Source organism: Pseudomonas sp. CC11G (genome assembly GCF_056174845.1).
In genome coordinates this window covers 1-18,615 of record NZ_JBWBZC010000005.1, presented here as the reverse complement: position 1 = coordinate 18,615, position 18,615 = coordinate 1, and the positions used below count along the sequence as shown (strand labels likewise).

Sequence of the window (18,615 nt, the reverse complement as noted above, 5' to 3'; positions counted from 1 at the left end):
GTTACCCCTCGTTGCCCTCGCCTGGCGCCGCCGGGCGCTTGGCCGGGGCGGCGTACCAGCCCTCCTCCGGCACCACCTTGGCTTCTTGCGGGTCGCCCAGATAGTGCGGCGACATGATCTGCACGCCGTACTCGTTGAACACATCCTGAATATGCGCGTGCAGCGCCGACATCAGCAGCGCCCTGGGGCGCGGCAGGGTGAAGATTGCCTGCGCCACCAGGCGGTATTCCGGGTAGAAATCCGAGAGCGAAGTCTGGAACACCAGCGGCGCCGGCTCGCTGACGATGCCGTCGGTGCGCCGCGCGGCTTCGATGAGCATGGCCTCCACCTGGCGCCACGGGGTGTCGTAGCCGATGGTGACCACGGTATCGACGATATAACCGGTGCCCTGCACGGCGCGGGAGTAGTTCTTCGTCACTGTGCCGGTAATCATCGAGTTGGGCAGGGTCAGCACTTCGCCCAGGCCCGTGCGGATACGGGTGGTGAACATGCCCATCTCGGTGACCGTGCCTTCGTGCTCGCCAATGCGTACGTACTCGCCATTTCTCAAGGTGCGGGTGTAGGTGAGGATCAGCCCGGAAGCGGCCTGCCCTACCAGGCTCGACGCGCCCAGCGAGACCATTAAACCGATCAACACCGACAGGCCTTTGAAGGCCTCGGTGCCGGCGCCCGGCAAATACGGATAGGCCATGGCCAGGGCGAACAGCCAGATGCCCAACGAGGTCAGGCGCGAGGTCGGCTGCAGGGTTTCTTCGTTCAACCAATCGACGCTATGGCTCTGGTAAGCCAGGCGCTTGAGCAGGCGCTGGGCGAAGGCGCTGATGCCGCGGGCGATAAAGAAGATCAGCACGGCGATCAGCAGGCCCGGCACCGCGTGCACGATGCCCTGCAACACGTACTCGAGCACGTCGAACAGATAGCTATTGAGCCGCTCGCCCCACGGCCGCGTATAGGGGAAGCGCGACAGCACGAAGCTCAGCCATTCGTAGGCGAGCAGCAGCACCAGCGCCCAGCGCAGCAGGTCGAGCAGGCGGTTGACCAGGGTGTAGAGAAAACGCAGATCGAGTATTTGTGCGCCGCCCACTTTCAGGTCGCGGGCCTTTTGCTGCATCAGCATCGGCAGCGCTTGATACAGCTTGCGCCGCAGCCAGTGGATGGACCACAGCAGCGCCACGAACAGCACGGTGGCCGCCACGCTGAAACCGATGGCTTTGAGCATCGCACTCAGGGTGCGCCCTTCGCTGGTTTCGGCCACCACCTGGCGCAGGCGGTCGGCAGCCAGTTGCGCCGTTTGCTCGGTGCTTTGCTGTTCCAGCGGGTCGACGTCTTTGGGGGTGACGATAAAGCTGCGGCGGCCGTTGAGCAGCACGATAAAGCTCTTCTGCACGGGCTGCAGCGTCACCTGCAAGTCGCCGCCGTCCTGCATGATTTCATCGATGGAGATTTTCGCCCGTTCTACCCGTACGGCCGGCGCTTCGCCCATGAGTACGGCGCGAAAAACCATGATGGTACGGTTGGCGATCTGCAGTTCGGCCGTGGTATCGGCAACGCGCAGGGTTTGCTCGTTGTCCTCTACGCTCGGCACAGCAAGCACCGAAAACGCCATTGCCATTACCAGGCCCCCGCCCAGTACCCGACGTAAAAACTTGCCCATACCCGCTCCTTGAAATGGCCCGCGTGGCTGCGCCTGTGTTCCGGCAACCTGCACTGATTTATAGCCGGGCCACGGGCTTTTGCCGCTTTATTTCGCGGCTATTTGCCCATCTGCCCGCCGCTCGGCGCACCAGGGTCATAGTCCGGTTGCGGCGGGCCAACTAGAGTGAACGCTCGTTCCCGATAAAAGCATAACGACGCGAACATGAGCCAAGCCGACCTGATCACCCCTTTGCGCTTTATCAGCCACCTGCCCGCCACCTTCGCCCGCGTGCCGCGCATGTTGCGCGGGCTGTATTACGCGGGTATCCGCAACCGCGAAAAAAACCTGTCGCTGGCCTGGGCCCTGGAGCGCGCCGCCGACCTGTACGCCGAGCGCCCGGCAGTTCTCGAAGAGAATCGCCAGCTGAGCTACGCGCAGTTCAATGCCTGGGCCAACCGCCTGGCCCGAGCCCTGCAAAAACAGGGCGTGGTGCATGGCAGTGTGGTGGCGGTGATGCTGGAAAACCGCATCGAGGTGTTATTGCTGCTAGCGGCGCTGGCCAAGCTTGGTGCGGTGGGCGCGTTGGTGAACACCACCCAGCGCGGCCAGGTGCTGGTGCATAGCCTGAACCTGGTAACGCCCAGCCATTTTGTGATTGGCGAAGAACTGCGCGAGCCGTTTGAAGCGGTGCGCGAGCAGGTGCATGGCAGCGACCAGCACTGCTATTGGTTAAGCGACGGCGACAGCCTTAACGTGCCCAGCTCTGCCCCGGATGGCTGGCAAGATTTGATGGACCTGGCCTGGAGCGAGCGCCACGACAACCTGCCCGACAGCGCCAAGGTGCGCCTCAAAGACCCGTGCTTTCTGATTTACACCTCGGGCACCACCGGCCTGCCGAAAGCCTCGATCATGAGCCACGGCAAGTGGATCAAGGCTTACGGCGGCTTCGGCCACTCAGGCCTGGGCCTGAACGAGCAGGACGTGCTCTACCTCACCCTGCCCTGCTACCACAACAACGCCGTGACCGTGTGCTGGAGCGCGGCCCTGGCCGGCGGCGCGGCGATCGCCCTGCGCCGGCGTTTTTCCGCCAGCGCGTTCTGGAAAGATGTGCAGCACTACCAGGCCACCTGCTTCGGCTATATCGGCGAACTGTGCCGCTACCTGCTGAACCAGCCGCCGTGTGCTGAGGAGCAGAACAACAGCCTCACCTGCATGATCGGCAATGGCTTGCGTCCGTCGATCTGGGGCGAGTTCAAGCAGCGGTTTGGCATTGAGCGCATCACCGAGTTCTATGCCTCCAGCGAGGGCAATATCGGCTTTACCAACGTGTTCAATTTCGACAATACCGTGGGCTACTCGCCGGCCACTTACGCCATCGTGCGCTACGACCTGGAGAACGACCGGCCGCTGCGTACCAAGAAGAATTTTCTGCAAAAGGCTGACAAGGGCGAACCGGGCCTGCTGATTACCGAGATCAGCGCCAAGTGGCCGTTCGACGGCTACACCGACCCGGCCAAAAGCGAGGCGGTGATTTTGCGTAACGTGTTCAAGAAAGGGGACGCGTGGTTTAACACCGGCGACCTGATGCGCGATATCGGCTTCAAGCACACCCAGTTCGTCGACCGGCTGGGCGATACCTTTCGCTGGAAAGGCGAAAACGTGTCCACCACCGAAGTGGAAAATGCGTTAGGGGCGTTTGCCGGTATTGAAGATGCCGTGGTGTACGGCGTGGAAATTCCCGGCACCAATGGCCGCTGCGGCATGGCGGCGCTGCGTTTGGCGCCGGGGCTGCAACTGGCGTGTGGCGAGCTGGCCGTGCATTTGGACCGTGAGCTGCCGGCCTATGCGGCGCCGCAGTTTGTTCGCTTGCTGCGCGAGGTGGAAACCACCGGCACGTTCAAATACAAGAAGAATGATCTGAAGACAGCCGCTTATAACCCGCTGTTGGTGACCGATCCGTTGTACGTGCGGTTACCGGGGAGTGGGCAATTTGAGGTGTTGGATTGGGCGGTGTATGAGGAGATTCAGCAGGGGGTGCATCGGTTTTGAGATTTTAGAGCGGTGCCTGACGGAACATTCTGGGTCCCCGCCTGCGCGGGGACGACGGTGTTTTTATCGAGTCCACCGTCATTCCCGCGCAGGCGGGAATCCAGAATTTCGGATTAATCCGGATTTTCCCAAAACGCTATTCAATGGCGAAACTTGAACTGCAGCTCCGCCCCATCCACCGTATCCAACAGACCGGTGTCCTTATCCTGATCACGGACGCGGTCACTAGTAATCACGCGCCCGCCCACTTCAAACGGGCTTTGCGCGCCCGGCTTCTCCGCAAACATTTGCGGTAGCAAGGCCGGTGCGTCTTCCTTGCTCGGCGCAGGTTCACTGGCGCCAAAGGCGGCCACTTCCGGCTGCAATTTCTGCACGGCATCTTTGGGTAGATGCAGGTTCAGTTGCGGCTTGGCCACCTTGGCTTGCTTCACGGCGTCGCTGGCTTTTTTCTGCGCGGCGGTTTGTGGCTTGGCCACTTGCAGGCGCTGAATTTTGTCCGGCGGGGTTGGCGTGCGCACTACGGTCACCGGCGCTTCGCTGGCCTCTTCAACCGGTTCGCTTTCGGCGGCTTTAGGCAGTGGCTTCAGCTCACTCTTCACCAGCGGCTCAAACGGTTGGGCAGTTTTGACCGCTGCCGGCTTGGGTTTTTCAGCGGGCTCGGCGGCCGGCGCAGGGGCTTGGGTAACGGTCGGCGCTTGCGGCGCGGGCGGCGTTTTTGGCGGGGTTGGGTCTTTGTCGCACGCGCCCAGTGCCAACAGGGCGAACAGCAAACCAACGGTACGAATAGTCATCATGGTGCAGTAGTCGAACTCAACAGAGGCCAACATGCTCGCGTGCTCAGCCGTCCCTGGCAAGCGCGCATTGCAGGCAGAAAGTTCTGCTGCCCTTCTACTGCAGACCACGCTCACGCTGTAAACGTTGCAACTGCTCGCGCACATCCTGCTCTGGGTAAGTTGTTGCAAGGTGTGCAATTGCTGCTCGGCCAGGTCCCGTTGCCCGGTGCGCTGCAGTTGCAGAATCTGCTCCAGGCTGCGTTGCAGCTGCGCCTGATCATGCGCAGCGTCGGCCTTGGCTTTGCTGGCCAGCGCGGGCGGTGCCGCCGGTGCCACCGCATCGGCAAAGGGGGCGGCAGCTTCAGGCGGCGCGGCTTCCAGCTTGCCCATCTGCTCGTTCAGTTGGCCGCTGATAATCGCCGGTGCGGCCTGCCTGCGCATCTCCGGTCGCGGGCGGGCCACTTCCTCGCTGGCTTTCTTTTCAGCCATTGGCGCCATGGCCGGAGCCGGCACAGACAACGCCATCGGCGCCGCATCGTATTGCTGCTCGGGCGCTTGCTCCAGGGTGCGCATGGCCAGCCCGACACCAATACCGAGGGTGGCAATGCTGGCAAACGCCATCGACCAACGGGCCCGCTCGCTGCCGCCAAACCACCAGCCGTGCAGGCGGCTGAGTGCCGAGGTTTTGGCTGCCGGGCGCTGCTGGCTCGCTACATGCGCCAGGGCTGCGGCCAGAATGCGGGCGTCCAGCTCCGGCGACGGGGTTTGGTCGCTGTGGCGGCGGAAGTGTTCGAGCATTTGCCGCTCAAGCTCAGCGCTTTCGCGCGGATCGTGTGTCATGGGGATACCTCGTCGGCGGTGGCCGGGTCCGTCAGCAACCGTCGTAACTTGCTCAGGGCGTAGCGCAGGCGGCTTTTAACCGTTTCCGCCGGGGTTTGCGTCAGCGCGGCGATTTCGCCCAGGTCCAGATCGCCGTGGGCGCGCAGCAGGAACACTTCACGCTGCTCAGCCGGCAGATCATCTAGCGCTGCCTGCAGGCGCTGTTGATCACGGGTCAGGCTGAGCTGCTGCTCCGGGTTGGGCTGGCTGTCCGCCTCGGCGTGCAGCTGCTCATCGTATTCATCTTGCAGGTACTGGCGCTTGCCATGCCTGCGCCAGTGGTCGATCAGGCGATTGCGGGCGATCTGGTACAGCCAGGTGGTGAACTGCACCGCCTCGCGCTGCTGCGATTCGCTGCGGATCAGGCTCATCCAGGTTTCCTGGAATATTTCTTCAGCTAATGCAGCGTCGTTGCACAAGCCACAGAGAAAACGGAACAGGCCAGGCGATGACGTCCGTAGAGCACGGCAAACGCCTGGCTGTCGCCCTGCCGGTAGCGACGCAACAGCTCAGCGTCGCTCGGCAGTGAGGTGGATGGGGAAGGAGCGGCTGTCACGCTAGTCGACCTTGGCCAGGGTTGTAGAAGCTGAAGGGGTGGAAGACGGATTGGCCGCAGTGTGCAGGCTCTGCGCCAGTTCCACCAGTTGCACGAACTCGGCACGCAGGCCGAAGCGGTCTTCGCCTTTCGCGCCACGGGCCAGCTCGGCGCTGGCGGCCAGGTCGAAGCCTTGGGTGTATTGGCCGCCTTTTAGCTGCTGAGCAAACGCCGCTACGGCGGCGGCAAAGCGCAGGTCGGCACTGGCTTCGCTGATGGCCGGGGCCTTGGCGTCGGCGGCAATCGGCACTTCCAGCAGGCGGCTTTGCGCTTGTTCCGGGGCTTTGTAGCGGATGCGCAGCAAGGCCATTTCGCTGGAGGCGGCGCGCTTGGCATCGGCCTTTTGATAACGCAGCGGCTCCAGCCACCCTTTGTTGCCGGCCGGCACGATCTCGTACAACGCGGTGACGGTGTGGCCCGCGCCAATTTCGCCGGCATCCACTTTGTCGTTGCTGAAGTCTTCACGTTTTAGCGCGCGGTTTTCATAGCCGAGCAAACGGTATTCGCTGACTTGCGCGGGGTTGAATTCCACCTGGATTTTTACGTCCTTGGCCACGGTCACCAGGGTCGAGCTGAGCTGCTGCACCAGCACTTTTCGGGCTTCGCGCAGGTTGTCGATATAGGCGTAGTTACCGTTGCCGGCATCGGCCAGCTGCTCCATCAACTGTTCGTTGTAGTTGTCGGTGCCAAAGCCCAGAGTGGTGAGCGAAACGCCTGTCTGGCGTTTGGTTTCGGCGAGTTTTTTCAGGCTGTCGAAGTCGCTGACGCCGACGTTGAAGTCGCCGTCGGTGGCCAGCAGGATGCGGTTGATGCCGTGGGCGACAAAGCCTTGCTGGGCTTGCTGATACGCCAGCTGAATCCCGACTCCCCGGCAGTGGAACCGCCGGCTTGCAGTTGCTCGATGGCGGCGCGGATCTTGGCTTTTTCACTGCCCGATGTGGGCGCCAGCACCACCCGTGATTCGCCGGCGTAGACGACCAGCGACACCTTGTCTTCGGCACGCAGTTGGTCGACCAACAGCTTCAGCGTGCTTTGTACCAGCGGCAGGCCATCGGGGCGGTCCATGGAGCCGGAGACGTCCACCAGAAACACCAGATTGGCCGGCGGCATGGCCTGGCTTTGCAGCTCCGAGGCTTGATCGCCACTTTCAGCAGGCGGCTGTTGGGGTTCCACGGCGTAACGGCCAGTTCGGTGCTGACGCCGAACGGGGTGTCGCCATTGGCTGCCGGGTAGCTGTAGGGGAAGTAGTTGACCAGTTCTTCGAGGCGCACCGCTTCTTCCGGCGGCAATTGGCCGCGATTGAGAAAGCGCCGCACGTTGGCGTAGCTGCCGGTGTCGACGTCGATGCTGAAGGTGGACACAGGGTCTTGGGCGACGGCGTGAATCGGGTTGTCGGCGAGTTTTTGGTATTGCTCGCGGTATACGTCCTGATAACCCGGCGCCTGGGCATCGGCCATGGGCGCGACGGCCATGCGCGGGGCCGGCATGACGTTGCCCATCACGGCGGCACTTTTTTTCAGTTCGGCAGGAGCGGCTGCTCGGCCAGCACCGGGGCGGCGGGAGGTGTGGCGGCAACGGAGTCCGATTCCTTGACCGAGCAGGCGCTGAGCGCCAGGGCCAGACCACCGGCGAAACCGTAGAACAGGGGCAAGCGGGATAGAGCGAGATAGTGAGCCATGGGGGCGTCTCCTGGGGGGCCATTCGCTCAGGTAGACGGAGGGATATGGGGTTGGGGTTAAGCGGGGTGAGAAAATTTTTGAAGCGGTGAACGTGCCGAGATTCTGGGCCCCAGCCTGCGCTGGGGCGACGGTGGATGCGGCAAAAACCTCCGTCATCCCTGCGTAGGCAGGGATCCAGAATTTTAAGTGGAACGCGGTTACAGCAGGTTCGGCGTCTCCTCGCACAAGTGAGAGGTGAGAAATTTTTGAGACGGTGGACGGTGCCGAGACTCTGGATTCCCGCCTTCGCGGGAATGACGGTGGTTGTTGGGAGAACACCGTCATCCCAGCGCAGGCTGGGATCCAGAATTCTAAGTCGAACGCGGTTACAGCAGGTTCGGCGTCTCCTGGCATAAGTGAGAGGTGAGAAATTTCGGAGACGGTGAACGGTGCGAAGACTCTGGATTCCCGCCTTCGCGGGAATGACGGTGGTTGCTGTGAGAACACCGTCATCCCAGCGCAGGCTGGGATCCAGAATTTTAAGGCGAACGCGGTTTACAGCAGGTTTGGCGTCTCTTGGCAGAGCTGATTGGCGAGCATGCCAAGCGTCATGATCGCCCGCTCCGATTCCCTGTTCCACGGTATCCCGCAGTTCAACCGCACGCAGTGATTGAACTGCTCGGTGTTACTGAAGATCAGCCCCGGCGCGATGCTGATGCCTTGTTGCAGCGCGCGCGTGTGCAGGTCTTTGGTGTTCACCCGACGCGGCAGGCTGACCCAGAGAATAAAGCCGCCTTTTGGCCGGGTAATCTGCGTGCCTTCCGGGAAGTATTGCTGCACCGCCAGCTGAAAGGCGCTGAGGTTTTTGCGGTACTCGTGGCGGATGTAACGCAGGTGCCGATCGTAGCCGCCGTTCTCCAGATACGCCGCCACGCCCATCTGCGTGACGCTGCACGCCGAGTGGGTGGTGAAGGTTTGCAGGCGCTGAATATCGTCCTGGTATTTGCTGGCGATAATCCAGCCGACCCGCACGCCCGGCGACAGGGTTTTCGAGAAGCTTGAGCAGTACAGTACGCGCCCTTCTCTATCATGCGACTTCAAGGCTTTGGTGGGGCCTTGTTCGAAGAGCAGTTCGCCGTAGATATCGTCTTCCACAATATGGAAATCGAACTCGCGGGCTTGGCGCAGCAGTTGTTTCTGCCGGTCTTCGGGAATGGTGCCGCCCAGCGGGTTGCTAAGGCGCGCGGTGAGTACCAGCGCCTTGATCGGCCATTGGCTGGCGGCCAGTTGCAGGGCTTCGAGGCTGATGCCGGTGCCGGGGTCGCTGGGGATTTCGATGACTTTCAGGCCCAGCAAATCGGCCAATTGCAGCAGGCCGTAGTAGGTGGGCGATTCGGTGGCGATCAGGTCGCCGGGCTTGGTCAGCACGCGCAGCGACATTTGCAGGGCGTCCACGCAGCCGTGGGTGATGACCACTTCGGCTGGGTCGACCACCACGCCGGCATCGCGCATACGGATTGCCACCTGGCGGCGCAGCGGCTCGAAGCCGGGGCTGAACATATAGCTGAAGGCGCGCGGGCTGTGGAACCGGGTGACCTTGGCCAATTGCTGGTGCAAGGCGCGCACTGGCAGGTAGTCCACGTGCGGCACGGCGGCGCCAAACGGAAACACGCCTTCACGGCGGGCTTCGGTGAGTATTTGATGAATGATGGTGCTGCGGGTGACCAGACCGGGGCGTTCCACCCGGGCGATATCCGGGGTGGCAGCGGTGAGTGCCGGGGTTTGGTGCACATAGAAACCCGACTGCGGCCGCGCGCGGATCAGACCCTGGTCTTCCAGATTGGCGTAAGCCTGCAACACCGTGGCGTGGCTGACGTTCAGCTGTGAGCTCATCTTGCGCACCGACGGCACGCGCTCGCCCGGCTGGTACACGCCACGGCGAATATCCTCAGCCAATTGCTGGGCGATACGTTGATAGAGCAACAGACTGGTCATGGCGGCTTCCTGGGTTGAGCGCGAACACCGATACAGTAGCGAAACAGTTTAGAACTGAACCGGCACAGTTGCTGTTTTTGTTTTCCATACAGAACAAATCTGGATCTTTCAGGCACAAAAAAACCCCGGAGCTTGGGCGACCGGGGCTTTTTTAAAGCAGATGCCGTTTACCGATCCCCGCCCAACTTGCCCTGGTCATCGGAGAACACGATTTCCACCCGGCGGTTCTGCGCACGGCCGCGGCTTGAGGCGTTTTCGGTAACCGGGAAGTCCGCCCCATAGCCCACCACCTGAATGCGTTTTTCCTCGATGCCAAGGTCGATCATGGTGTCGGCCACGGCCTGGGCACGGGCTTTGGACAGGGTGAGGTTTTCGTCCACGCTGCCGCGATTGTCGGTGTAGCCCTCAACCCGCACCACGCGACGCGGGTTCAACTGCAGGAACTGGGTGAGCTTGAGCAGCGTGCGGTTGGCAGACGGCTTGAGTTCGCTGTCGGCCGGGTCGAACAGCACGTCGCCCAGGGTGAGCACCAGGCCGCGGTCGGTCTCGGTGGTGGCCAGGTTGATCTGCTCTTCCAGCCATTTGCCTTGCTGCTGCACGCTCACCAATTTGGCTTCGCGCAGGTTCAGTTGCAGGCGCTCGATATCCAGCTGCAGCTTGGCCTGGCGTTCCTGGTTAATGCTGAGTTGGTGTGCTCTTCGGCAATCGCGCTGTAGCGCTGGCTCAGATAGGCGTAGTGGCGAACATCCGAGTCGCTGCCCCAATAGGTGGACAGGCGATCGGCACGCGCCAGCGAATCGCCGGCACGCAGTACGTCGCGCGGCGCGTAACGCAGGGCGTCGGTGTTTTCTTTGACCTTCTGGTAGCTGTCGCGGGCCGCCTCCAGGCTTTGCTCGGCAGCCGGCTCAGTGGCGCAGCCGGCCAGCAGCGAAACGGCCAGCAAGACCACGGTCAGATGATAGGAACGGCTCATTGCATCTCCCCCAATTGCTTGTGGAGACGTTTGATGCGGGCGTTGAGGTCGGCCAGCTGTTTTTCGCTCTTGCTGGTCAGTACCCGGCCTTCGGCCAGACGCGCATCCAGTTCGGCGGTTTCGGCCAGCATGCGGGCGCGGCGGTAGTCTTGCTCTTCCATGTTCTTTTGCGCGCGGGCCAGCTTCTGTTCAGCGGCCACCATTTCCGGAATCTGCTCGTCGGCGCCTACTGCCTTGGCTTGCTCGACGGCCTGTTCGGTCAGGCGCATTGCTCGTTGGGCGCGGGGTCTTTGGTACAACCGACCAAGGCCATCACGACCAGGCTGGTTGCCAGTATGCGTCTTTGAATCACGAAAAAATTCCTACTGTTTCGGGGGAGTAGCCGGTTGCAATTGCTGCGTTTTCCACAGGTCAAGATTGCGCTGCAGCAAGGCTTGCGGCACGCCAGAGGCGGCCAATTCTGTCATCTTTTTCGCCAGTTGTCCGCGCAGCCACGGCTCGTTGCAGGCCGAGTTGAAGGACAGGGTCAGGTACAGCCCTTCACTGGCGATCGGCGGCTCCAGGGCTTCGAGGTCGGCGGTCATGCCCAGGGTTTCGGCCAGGGCCAGGCCGGGGTAGCGCTCGTACAACACGTAGTCGGTGCGTTCGAGCAACAGCTTCTGGTAGGCCTGGGTGAGGCTCGGCACGGTTTCCAGATTGAGGTTGTCTTTGGCGTAGTGGTCGAAGGCCTGGCCGAAGCTGTTGTTTACCAGGGTGCCGCCGGTGTGCAGGCGCAGGTCGTCCCACTCTTTATAGGGGAAGCCTTTGCCGCGCTTTACCCAGACTACGCTGGTGGTTTCGAGAAAGGCCGGGTGGATGTAGTCCATGGTTTCCAGACGCGGCAGCGTCAGAAACGCGCCGGCGATCATATCGACCCGGCCGGTGCGCACATCTTCCTGCGCGCGCGACCAGGGGCCGGTGTAGATCACGTCGATGGCCACGCCCAGTTCGCTACCCAACTGCTTGAGTAGATCGGCATTGGCACCAATCAGCATCTTTGGGTTGGCCGGGTCGCGCCATAAATAAGGGGGGTATTCGGGATTGCCAGTCGCCACCAGGCGTTCACACTTTCCAGCAGCAGCGCTCAAGCCAGGCTGACCTGCGAGCAGCAACAACAGCGCGATAAAGTGGCGTATCTGCATCAGTGGGTTTTCCCGAACAGAACGATGGTTGGGCTTGCAGGTGGAGGGATGCCGTCATCAAGCGGCGAAAAACTACTGCTTGGCTTTGCGATCTGTGTGGCAGCAATTGCCGCCCTGCTCTATTTCTCCCCGGCTGCGTTGATGGCCACTGCTCAATTTGCCGAGCGCCAGATGGCCGGGCTCAGCAATGAGCAGGTGATGGTCGGCGACTTGAACATTCACTATTACCAGGGCGGCCCCGTGACGGCGAAACCGTTCTGATGATTCACGGCTTCGGCGCCAACAAAGACAACTGGGTGCGCTTCGCCAAGTACTTCACCAAACGCTACAACGTGATCGCCCTCGACCTGCCCGGCTTCGGTGATAGCAGCAAACCCGATGCCAGCTATGACGGGGTACTCAGGCCGAGCGCGTGGCAGCCTTTGTCAAAACCCTGGGGCTAACCAAAGTGCATGTGGTGGGCAATTCCATGGGCGGCCATATCGCGGCGCTGTATGCGGCGCGCCACCCCGAGGCAGTGCGGTCTCTGGCCTTGTTTGATAACGCCGGCGTCACCTCGCCGAAGAAAAGCGAGCTGTATGAAATGCTCGAACGCGGCGAACCTAACCCGCTTGTAGCCCGCGATGCGGAAGGTTTTGCCAAGCTGGTTAGCTTTGTGTTCGTGGAGCCGCCGAAGGTACCGGCCAACGTGCGCCGCTACATGGCGGAGCAGGCGAGCGCCAGAAGTGCGCAGAACGACAAGGTGTTCAGCCACCTGCGCGAGCGTTATATCCCGCTGGAACCGGAACTGCCGAAAATCAGGCTCCTACCTGCTGGGGGGCGAAAAGGACCGCGTGCTGGACGTGTCGAGCATCGAGGTGATGAAGCCGCTGCTGAAAAAACCCGACGGTGGTAATCATGAAAAACGCGGGCATGTGGCCGATGATTGAACGGCCCGAAGAAACAGCTGGGCATTACCAGGACTTTTTGAACAGCGTGAAAGTTAAAAAGCCCAGGCATAAAAAAACCCGCTCAGTGAGCGGGTTTTTTCTTGAGCGGGAGGTTCTGGTTTAAACCAGTTTTTCCAGCTCAGGTACAGCTTCGAACAAGTCCGCAACCAGACCGTAATCGGCAACCTGGAAGATCGGTGCTTCTTCGTCTTTGTTGATGGCGACGATGACTTTGGAGTCCTTCATACCCGCCAAGTGCTGGATGGCACCGGAGATACCGACCGCGATGTACAGCTGCGGTGCGACGATCTTGCCGGTCTGGCCAACCTGCATGTCGTTCGGTACGAAACCAGCGTCACTGCAGCGCGCGAGGCACCCACAGCGGCGCCGAGTTTGTCGGCCAACGAGTACAGGTGTTTGAAGTTGTCACCGTTCTGCATGCCACGACCGCCGGAAACGACGATTTTGGCAGCGGTCAGTTCAGGACGGTCGGACTTGGCCAGCTCTTCGCCAACGAAGGACGACTTGCCAGCGTCAGCCGGGCCGCTTACCGCTTCAACAGCAGCGGAACCGCCTTCGGCAGCAACCGGGTCGAAACCGGTGGAACGCACGGTGATCACTTTCACGGCAGCCGAGGACTGCACGGTAGCGATGGCGTTACCGGCATAGATCGGACGCTTGAAGGTGTCGGCGCTTTCTACGGAAATGATTTCCGAGATCTGATCAACGTCCAGTGCAGCGGCAACGCGCGGCAGGATTTTTGCCGTTCGAGGTAGCGCTAGCCAGGATGTGGCTGTAGCTCTTGCCCAGGTCGGCGATCAGAGGAGCGACGTTTTCCGGCAGTTGGTGAGCGTAGGCAGCGTTGTCGGCTACCAGCACTTTCGAAACGCCAGCGATTTTGGCAGCAGCTTCAGCAGCAGCGCCGACGCCAGCGCCAGCAACCAGCACATGAATGTCACCACCGATTTTTGCAGCAGCAGCCACAGTGTTCAGGGTGGCAGCAGCCAGGGCGGAATTGGTGTGTTCAGCGATAACCAGGATAGTCATTTAGATTACCTTCGCCTCGTTCTCAGTTTCTCGACCAGTTCAGCAACCGACTTGACCTTGATACCAGCGCTGCGAGCAGCCGGCGCTTCTACTTTCAAGGTTTTGACGGTGGACGAGGTGGAGACGCCCAAAGCATCCGGAGTAACAACTTCCAGCGGCTTCTTCTTGGCTTTCATGATGTTCGGCAGCGACGCGTAGCGCGGTTCGTTCAGGCGCAGGTCGGTGGTCACGATAGCCGGCAGGTTCAACGCAACGGTCTGCAGACCGCCGTCGATTTCGCGGGTTACGTTGACCTTGTCACCAGCCACTTCAACGTTGGAGGCGAAGGTGCCTTGTGCGTAGCCGCTCAGGGCAGCCAGCATTTGAACCGGTCTGATTTTGTCGCTGTCGATAGCTTGTTTGCCGAGGATGACCAGCGAAGGCTGCTCTTTATCGACAACAGCTTTGAGCAGTTTGGCCACGGCGAGCGAGTTCAGCTCTTCCGCGGTGTCGACCAGAATGGCACGGTCAGCACCCAGAGCCAGCGCGGTGCGCAGTTGCTCTTGAGCAGTGTTCGGGGCGATGGAAACCACGACGATCTCGGTAGCCACGCCTTTTTCTTTCAGGCGGACGGCTTCTTCTACGGCGATTTCGCAGAAGGGATTCATCGACATTTTGACGTTGGCGAGATCAACGCCGAGTTGTCCGCTTTGACTCGGACCTTGACGTTGTAGTCAACCACTCGTTTGACAGCTACAAGAACCTTCATGGATTCCTCGTTACTCTCCGGTGAATAAGAAGTCGCCAAATTGACAATGGCGGGCGATGCTCGTCGGCCGGAACCGACGGTCAGCCTACAGCACGGCTAGCGCAAAACCGCCCGTATCTTGACCGTATCGCCCATATGGGTCAATACGACAAAATGGCCACTTTAAGCCGTGAAACCTGATTCTAGCAGGCTATTGAAAATTCAACAAACGTTTGTATTGGACCCGTCGGGGTCCGTGGATATAATGCGCCGACATGGCTTACGGAACGAGCCCGGTCCTCAAATAAAACATAGATAGAGCCTGAGTAGAGATAGCCTGTGGAACGCGAATTTATGGAGTTCGACGTCGTCATCGTTGGCGCCGGCCCAGCTGGCCTGTCCGCGGCCTGCCGACTGAAGCAAAAAGCCGCTGAAGCGGGTAAAGAGATCAGCGTTTGCGTGGTCGAGAAAGGCTCCGAAGTCGGCGCCCATATCCTCTCCGGCGCTGTATTCGAACCCCGCGCCCTGAACGAACTGTTCCCTGACTGGAAAGAACTCGGCGCCCCGCTGAACACGCCGGTCAAGCGCGACGACATTTATGTCCTCAAAAACGAAACCAGCGCCTCGAAAGTGGCCTGACCTGTTTGTGCCGAAAACCATGCACAACGAAGGCAACTACATTATCTCCCTCGGCAACCTGTGCCGCTGGCTGGCCCAGCAGGCTGAAAACCTGGGCGTAGAAGTCTACCCAGGCTTCGCTGCTCAGGAAGCGCTGATCAACGAGAACGGTGTAGTCACCGGTATTCTGACTGGCGACCTCGGCGTAGACCGTGAAGGCCATCCTAAAGAAGGCGTGTACACCCCGGCATGGAATTGCGCGGCAAGTACACCTTGTTCGCCGAAGGCTGCCGTGGCCACATCGGTAACAACTGATCAGAAGTACAACCTGGACAGCGACGCTGACGCCCAGCACTACGGCATCGGCATCAAGGAAATCTGGGACATCGACCCGTCCAAGCACGAGCAAGGCCTGGTGGTGCACCACCGCCGGCTGGCCGCTGGATATCGTTGGCACCGAAAACACCGGTGGTTCGTTCCTCTATCACCTGGAAAACAATCAGGTCGTGGTCGGTCTGATCGTTGACCTGTCCTACGCCAACCCCACCTGTCGCCATTCGATAGTTCCAGCGTTTACAAGCATCACCCGGTGATCAAGCAGTACCTGGAAGGCGGCAAGCGCGTTTTCCTACGGCGCCCGCGCCATCTGCAAAGGCGGCCTGAACTCGCTGCCGAAAATGGTCTTCAATGGCGGCGCGCTGATCGGTTGCGACCTCGGCACCCTGAACTTCGCCAAGATCAAAGGCAGCCACACTGCCATGAAGTCCGGCATGCTCGCCGCTGACGCCGTAGCCGACGCCCTGTTCGCTGGTATCGAAGGCGGCGACCTGCTTAACGGTTACGTCGAATCGTTTAAAGCCAGCTGGCTGTATGACGAGCTGTTCCGCAGCCGCAACTTCGGCCCGGCGCTGCACAAGTTCGGCCGCTGCTGGGTGCGCGTTCAACTTCGTCGACCAGAACATTTTCGGCGGCAAGATCCCTTTCACCCTGCACGACACCAAGCCGGATTACGCCTGCTTGAAGCCGGCCGCAGAAGCGAAAAAGATCGCTACCCGAAACCCCGACGGCAAACTCAGCTTCGACAAGCTGAGCTCGGTATTCCTCTCCAACACCAACCATGAAGAGGAACAACCCTGCCACCTGAAGCTGATCGACCCGAGCATTCCACTGCTGAAAAACCTGCCGCTCTACGACGAGCCTGCGCAGCGTTACTGCCCAGCTGGCGTGTACGAGATCGTCACCCAGGAAAGCGGTGAGAAGAAGTTCCAGATCAACGCGCAGAACTGCGTGCACTGCAAAACCTGCGACATCAAAGACCCGTCCCAGAACATCAACTGGGTAGCCCTGAAGGTGCTGGCGGTCCGAACTACCCCAACATGTAATTTCGTTGGGTAAATAAAAAGGCTCCTTCGGGAGCCTTTTTAATGCCAGCGTTTGAGTCGGTGGCGCATCGTCACCTATTCGCCGGATTAATCCGGCTGCGGCGCAATCGGGAAAAACTCGCCGCCACTCCCAGCCCCAGCCAGGTTTCCCATCGATGTCGCGCGGCACCGCCAGCTCTACCAACTGATAGAACACGTTACGGTGAATCAGCGCTTCCAGGTTGGTGCGGATATGCACGTAGGCGCTGGCTCCTGCGTATCCGGGTCAATCACAATCGTAGCGGATGGTCAGCCCGCCTTCGGCGACGTCTTCAACGTTGGTGGTAAAGCGCAGCAACTGCCCTTCGCCCTCGCCTTCCACTTCAACACTGACCGCCACAAACGGCGCGTCGTCGACCTTGATGCCAACCTTTTCCACCGGGGTAATCAGAAAGTAGTCATCGCCGTCGCGGCGGATGATGGTGGAGAAAAGCCGCACCATGGGTTTGCGGCCAATGGGCGTGCCCAGGTAATACCAGGTGCCGTCGCGGGCGATGCGCATATCGATATCGCCGCAGAAATCCGGGTTCCACAGATGCACCGGCGGCAAGCCTTTGCTTTTGGGAATTTGCCCGAGCAGGTCGCCCGCCTTGCCTGGATCAGTCATGCCCTCTCCTTTCTATTCATTCAAACCCAGCAGGCGTCGCGCGTACTCCTGCATGGGCGGCCCGAGCAAGTCCTCGGTTTATTGTCGTATAACGTCAGAAAACCGCCACGACTGCGAACCCTTACGGTGTCCACCAGATAGCGTGTATTGGTTTCGACCAGCATTACTTGAATGACACTGTGGTCCACGCCCAAGCGATCCAGCGCCTCTTGGTCCTCCCACTCTTCCTCCGTGCCGATACGGTCATCGGCGTTGGCGAAGCGGGCATACAGCAAATAATTGGCCCCGGCGGCACGGGCCTGACTCAACGACTCATCCAGCCCGGCCGGTGCTCGCGCGCGACGCACCATTGGAAAATATTCGACAAAGCCATCGAACGCCTGTTCCGCCACGATATTCGGTCGCGGCGTATGGCCGCCCGGCGGCACAAAATGGCCCTGGGCTATATAGATGAAGGAATCGGGCTGCAACCGCCACGGGCTGGACCGGCGAATGTCGCTATGGTCAAGAAAACCGGCATCGCTCATCTGATCGAGAACGCCATCGGTCATATCGCTGACTTTCATACAGCCCCCGAGGGCCAGCAGCGTCAGCAGCACAATCAGGCTACGCATGGGAAATCTCCGCTTGCCGGTGACGGAAAACCGGCGAATAACGCGGGTCTTGCAGCTTCCGCGCCAGCTCACAGCCCGCGTTGCCATTCCTGACGCAAACGCGCCTGCTGTGGCTGCTCGATGGCCTGCCGTACCTGCGCCAGCAAACGCGCTTTATCGGCCCCCAGGTTGCCCTTGAGCATCAGGTAGTTGGAGGCGTGGTCGCTGCGAAACACCGTGTTGTTCAAGTCGAGCCCTTGCAGCAACCGTTCGACCTCGACAAATAGTTGGTGCTGGCTCAACGGCTGGTAATCGGCAAACCCCTGGCGAAAACGCTCCTCGCCCTGTGGGAAGCTCACCACCAGCGTTGAGAGAAACTCCGGCTGCGCCTCGTTCATCAACCGTGCCGAATTGTCGGCGTGCTGGTCGCTCAAGGTCGTACCGCCCAAACCATTGAGGATCATCACCGACCGCGTGATACCGGCCTGCCCCAGCTTATCCAGTGCGCTCAGGGAGGACTCAAAGGTCTCGCCCTTGTTCACCTGCGCCAGCACTTCGTCATCCCCGGATTCGGCGCCGACGTACGCCATCTTCAGACCCGCATCGGCCAATTCCTTCAGCTCGTCGACCGACTTCTTGCGCAGGTTACGCGGCAGGCAGTAACTCGATACGCGGTCGACTTCGGGCATATGTTCACGAATGGCGCGCAGGATAGTGAGCAGACGCCGAGTCGGCAGCACCAGCGCATCGCCATCGGCGAGAAACACGCGCTGCACGATCAATTGCTCGCCGCAGCGGCGGATTTCCTCCAGCACTTGCGCCTCATCACGCGCGCGAAACTTCTTCTGCTCGGGCGTATACATCTCGCAGAAACCACACTTGTTCCACGAGCAGCCGTTAGTCACCGGCAGAATCAGCGAATGGGCTTCGCTCG

The 18,615-nt window shown here is 60.7% G+C and carries 7 protein-coding genes and 10 pseudogenes; 3 read left to right on the top strand and 14 right to left on the bottom strand.

What is annotated here, in order from left to right; all coding sequences use genetic code 11:
• Window position 1: 1 nt before the first annotated feature.
• The gene (locus tag AC0V2S_RS08410; RefSeq protein ID WP_475509571.1) at window positions 2–1,612 is read right to left on the bottom strand and encodes a mechanosensitive ion channel family protein; all 1,611 of its coding nucleotides are present in this window, start codon (window positions 1,610–1,612) and stop codon (window positions 2–4) included.
• A 246-nt stretch (window positions 1,613–1,858) separates the two neighbouring features.
• Between AC0V2S_RS08410 and AC0V2S_RS08405 the strand changes: the two genes are divergently transcribed.
• Window positions 1,859–3,685 carry a long-chain-acyl-CoA synthetase gene (locus AC0V2S_RS08405; RefSeq protein WP_475509345.1) on the top strand — a complete coding sequence of 609 codons (1,827 nt, stop codon included), beginning with the start codon at window positions 1,859–1,861 and terminating at the stop codon, window positions 3,683–3,685.
• Window positions 3,686–3,825: 140 nt separating this feature from the next.
• Here the strand turns inward: AC0V2S_RS08405 and AC0V2S_RS08400 are convergent, their stop codons facing one another.
• From AC0V2S_RS08400 to AC0V2S_RS08370, 7 genes and pseudogenes are all read right to left on the bottom strand, one after another.
• Window positions 3,826–5,298, bottom strand: coding sequence for a hypothetical protein (locus tag AC0V2S_RS08400; protein WP_475509344.1), 1,473 nt, complete (start codon window positions 5,296–5,298; stop codon window positions 3,826–3,828).
• A pseudogene (locus AC0V2S_RS08395) lies at window positions 5,295–5,893 on the bottom strand (RNA polymerase sigma factor). The gene AC0V2S_RS08400 and the pseudogene AC0V2S_RS08395 overlap by 4 nt, the downstream one beginning before the upstream one ends.
• A gap of 1 nt (window position 5,894) precedes the next feature.
• Window positions 5,895–7,610 (bottom strand): annotated as a pseudogene (locus tag AC0V2S_RS08390) (vWA domain-containing protein).
• Between the two features lie 535 nt (window positions 7,611–8,145).
• A complete protein-coding gene (locus tag AC0V2S_RS08385; RefSeq protein ID WP_475509343.1) occupies window positions 8,146–9,585 on the bottom strand; it encodes an aminotransferase-like domain-containing protein in 1,440 nt (479 codons plus the stop codon).
• A 167-nt stretch (window positions 9,586–9,752) separates the two neighbouring features.
• Window positions 9,753–10,558, bottom strand: a pseudogene (locus tag AC0V2S_RS08380) (OmpA family protein).
• A pseudogene (locus tag AC0V2S_RS08375) lies at window positions 10,555–10,871 on the bottom strand (DUF4398 domain-containing protein). The pseudogenes AC0V2S_RS08380 and AC0V2S_RS08375 overlap by 4 nt, the downstream one beginning before the upstream one ends.
• A gap of 49 nt (window positions 10,872–10,920) precedes the next feature.
• Window positions 10,921–11,739: a substrate-binding periplasmic protein gene (locus AC0V2S_RS08370; RefSeq protein WP_475509342.1), complete on the bottom strand. Its 819-nt coding sequence runs from the start codon at window positions 11,737–11,739 to the stop codon at window positions 10,921–10,923.
• A gap of 48 nt (window positions 11,740–11,787) precedes the next feature.
• Here AC0V2S_RS08370 and AC0V2S_RS08365 point away from each other — a divergent pair.
• Window positions 11,788–12,792: pseudogene (locus AC0V2S_RS08365) on the top strand (alpha/beta fold hydrolase).
• On the opposite strand, the gene AC0V2S_RS08360 reads toward AC0V2S_RS08365, so the two are convergent.
• The 3 genes and pseudogenes from AC0V2S_RS08360 to AC0V2S_RS08350 all read right to left on the bottom strand — a co-directional run bounded on the left by AC0V2S_RS08360 (window position 12,789) and on the right by AC0V2S_RS08350 (window position 14,463).
• The gene (locus AC0V2S_RS08360) at window positions 12,789–12,914 is read right to left on the bottom strand and encodes a hypothetical protein (RefSeq protein ID WP_004376036.1); all 126 of its coding nucleotides are present in this window, start codon (window positions 12,912–12,914) and stop codon (window positions 12,789–12,791) included. The pseudogene AC0V2S_RS08365 and the gene AC0V2S_RS08360 sit on opposite strands and share 4 nt — an antisense overlap.
• A 54-nt stretch (window positions 12,915–12,968) precedes the next feature.
• A pseudogene (locus tag AC0V2S_RS08355) lies at window positions 12,969–13,715 on the bottom strand (electron transfer flavoprotein subunit alpha/FixB family protein); the annotation flags it as partial.
• Window positions 13,716–14,463: pseudogene (locus tag AC0V2S_RS08350) on the bottom strand (electron transfer flavoprotein subunit beta/FixA family protein). It lies immediately after the preceding pseudogene.
• 318 nt (window positions 14,464–14,781) lie between these two features.
• On the opposite strand from AC0V2S_RS08350, the pseudogene AC0V2S_RS08345 reads away from it, so the two are divergent.
• Window positions 14,782–16,442 (top strand): annotated as a pseudogene (locus tag AC0V2S_RS08345) (electron transfer flavoprotein-ubiquinone oxidoreductase).
• Window positions 16,443–16,529: 87 nt separating this feature from the next.
• Here AC0V2S_RS08345 and AC0V2S_RS08340 read toward each other — a convergent pair.
• From AC0V2S_RS08340 to AC0V2S_RS08330, 3 genes and pseudogenes are all read right to left on the bottom strand, one after another.
• A pseudogene (locus tag AC0V2S_RS08340) lies at window positions 16,530–17,088 on the bottom strand (DUF1285 domain-containing protein).
• Between the two features lie 12 nt (window positions 17,089–17,100).
• Window positions 17,101–17,702, bottom strand: a pseudogene (locus AC0V2S_RS08335) (DUF4823 domain-containing protein).
• Between the two features lie 68 nt (window positions 17,703–17,770).
• Window positions 17,771–18,615 (bottom strand): radical SAM protein (locus AC0V2S_RS08330; RefSeq protein WP_475509341.1); only part of this gene is annotated, 845 nt, incomplete at its 5' end.

Bases quoted from the DNA above. Each gene is read 5' to 3' on its own strand.
- AC0V2S_RS08410 (WP_475509571.1), bottom strand. From the start codon at position 1,612: ATGGCAATGGCGTTTTCGGTGCTTGCTGTGCCGAGCGTAGAGGACAAC.
- AC0V2S_RS08405 (WP_475509345.1), top strand. From the start codon at position 1,859: ATGAGCCAAGCCGACCTGATCACCCCTTTGCGCTTTATCAGCCACCTG.
- AC0V2S_RS08400 (WP_475509344.1), bottom strand. From the start codon at position 5,298: ATGACACACGATCCGCGCGAAAGCGCTGAGCTTGAGCGGCAAATGCTC.
- AC0V2S_RS08385 (WP_475509343.1), bottom strand. From the start codon at position 9,585: ATGACCAGTCTGTTGCTCTATCAACGTATCGCCCAGCAATTGGCTGAG.
- AC0V2S_RS08370 (WP_475509342.1), bottom strand. From the start codon at position 11,739: ATGCAGATACGCCACTTTATCGCGCTGTTGTTGCTGCTCGCAGGTCAG.
- AC0V2S_RS08360 (WP_004376036.1), bottom strand. From the start codon at position 12,914: ATGAAGGACTCCAAAGTCATCGTCGCCATCAACAAAGACGAAGAAGCA.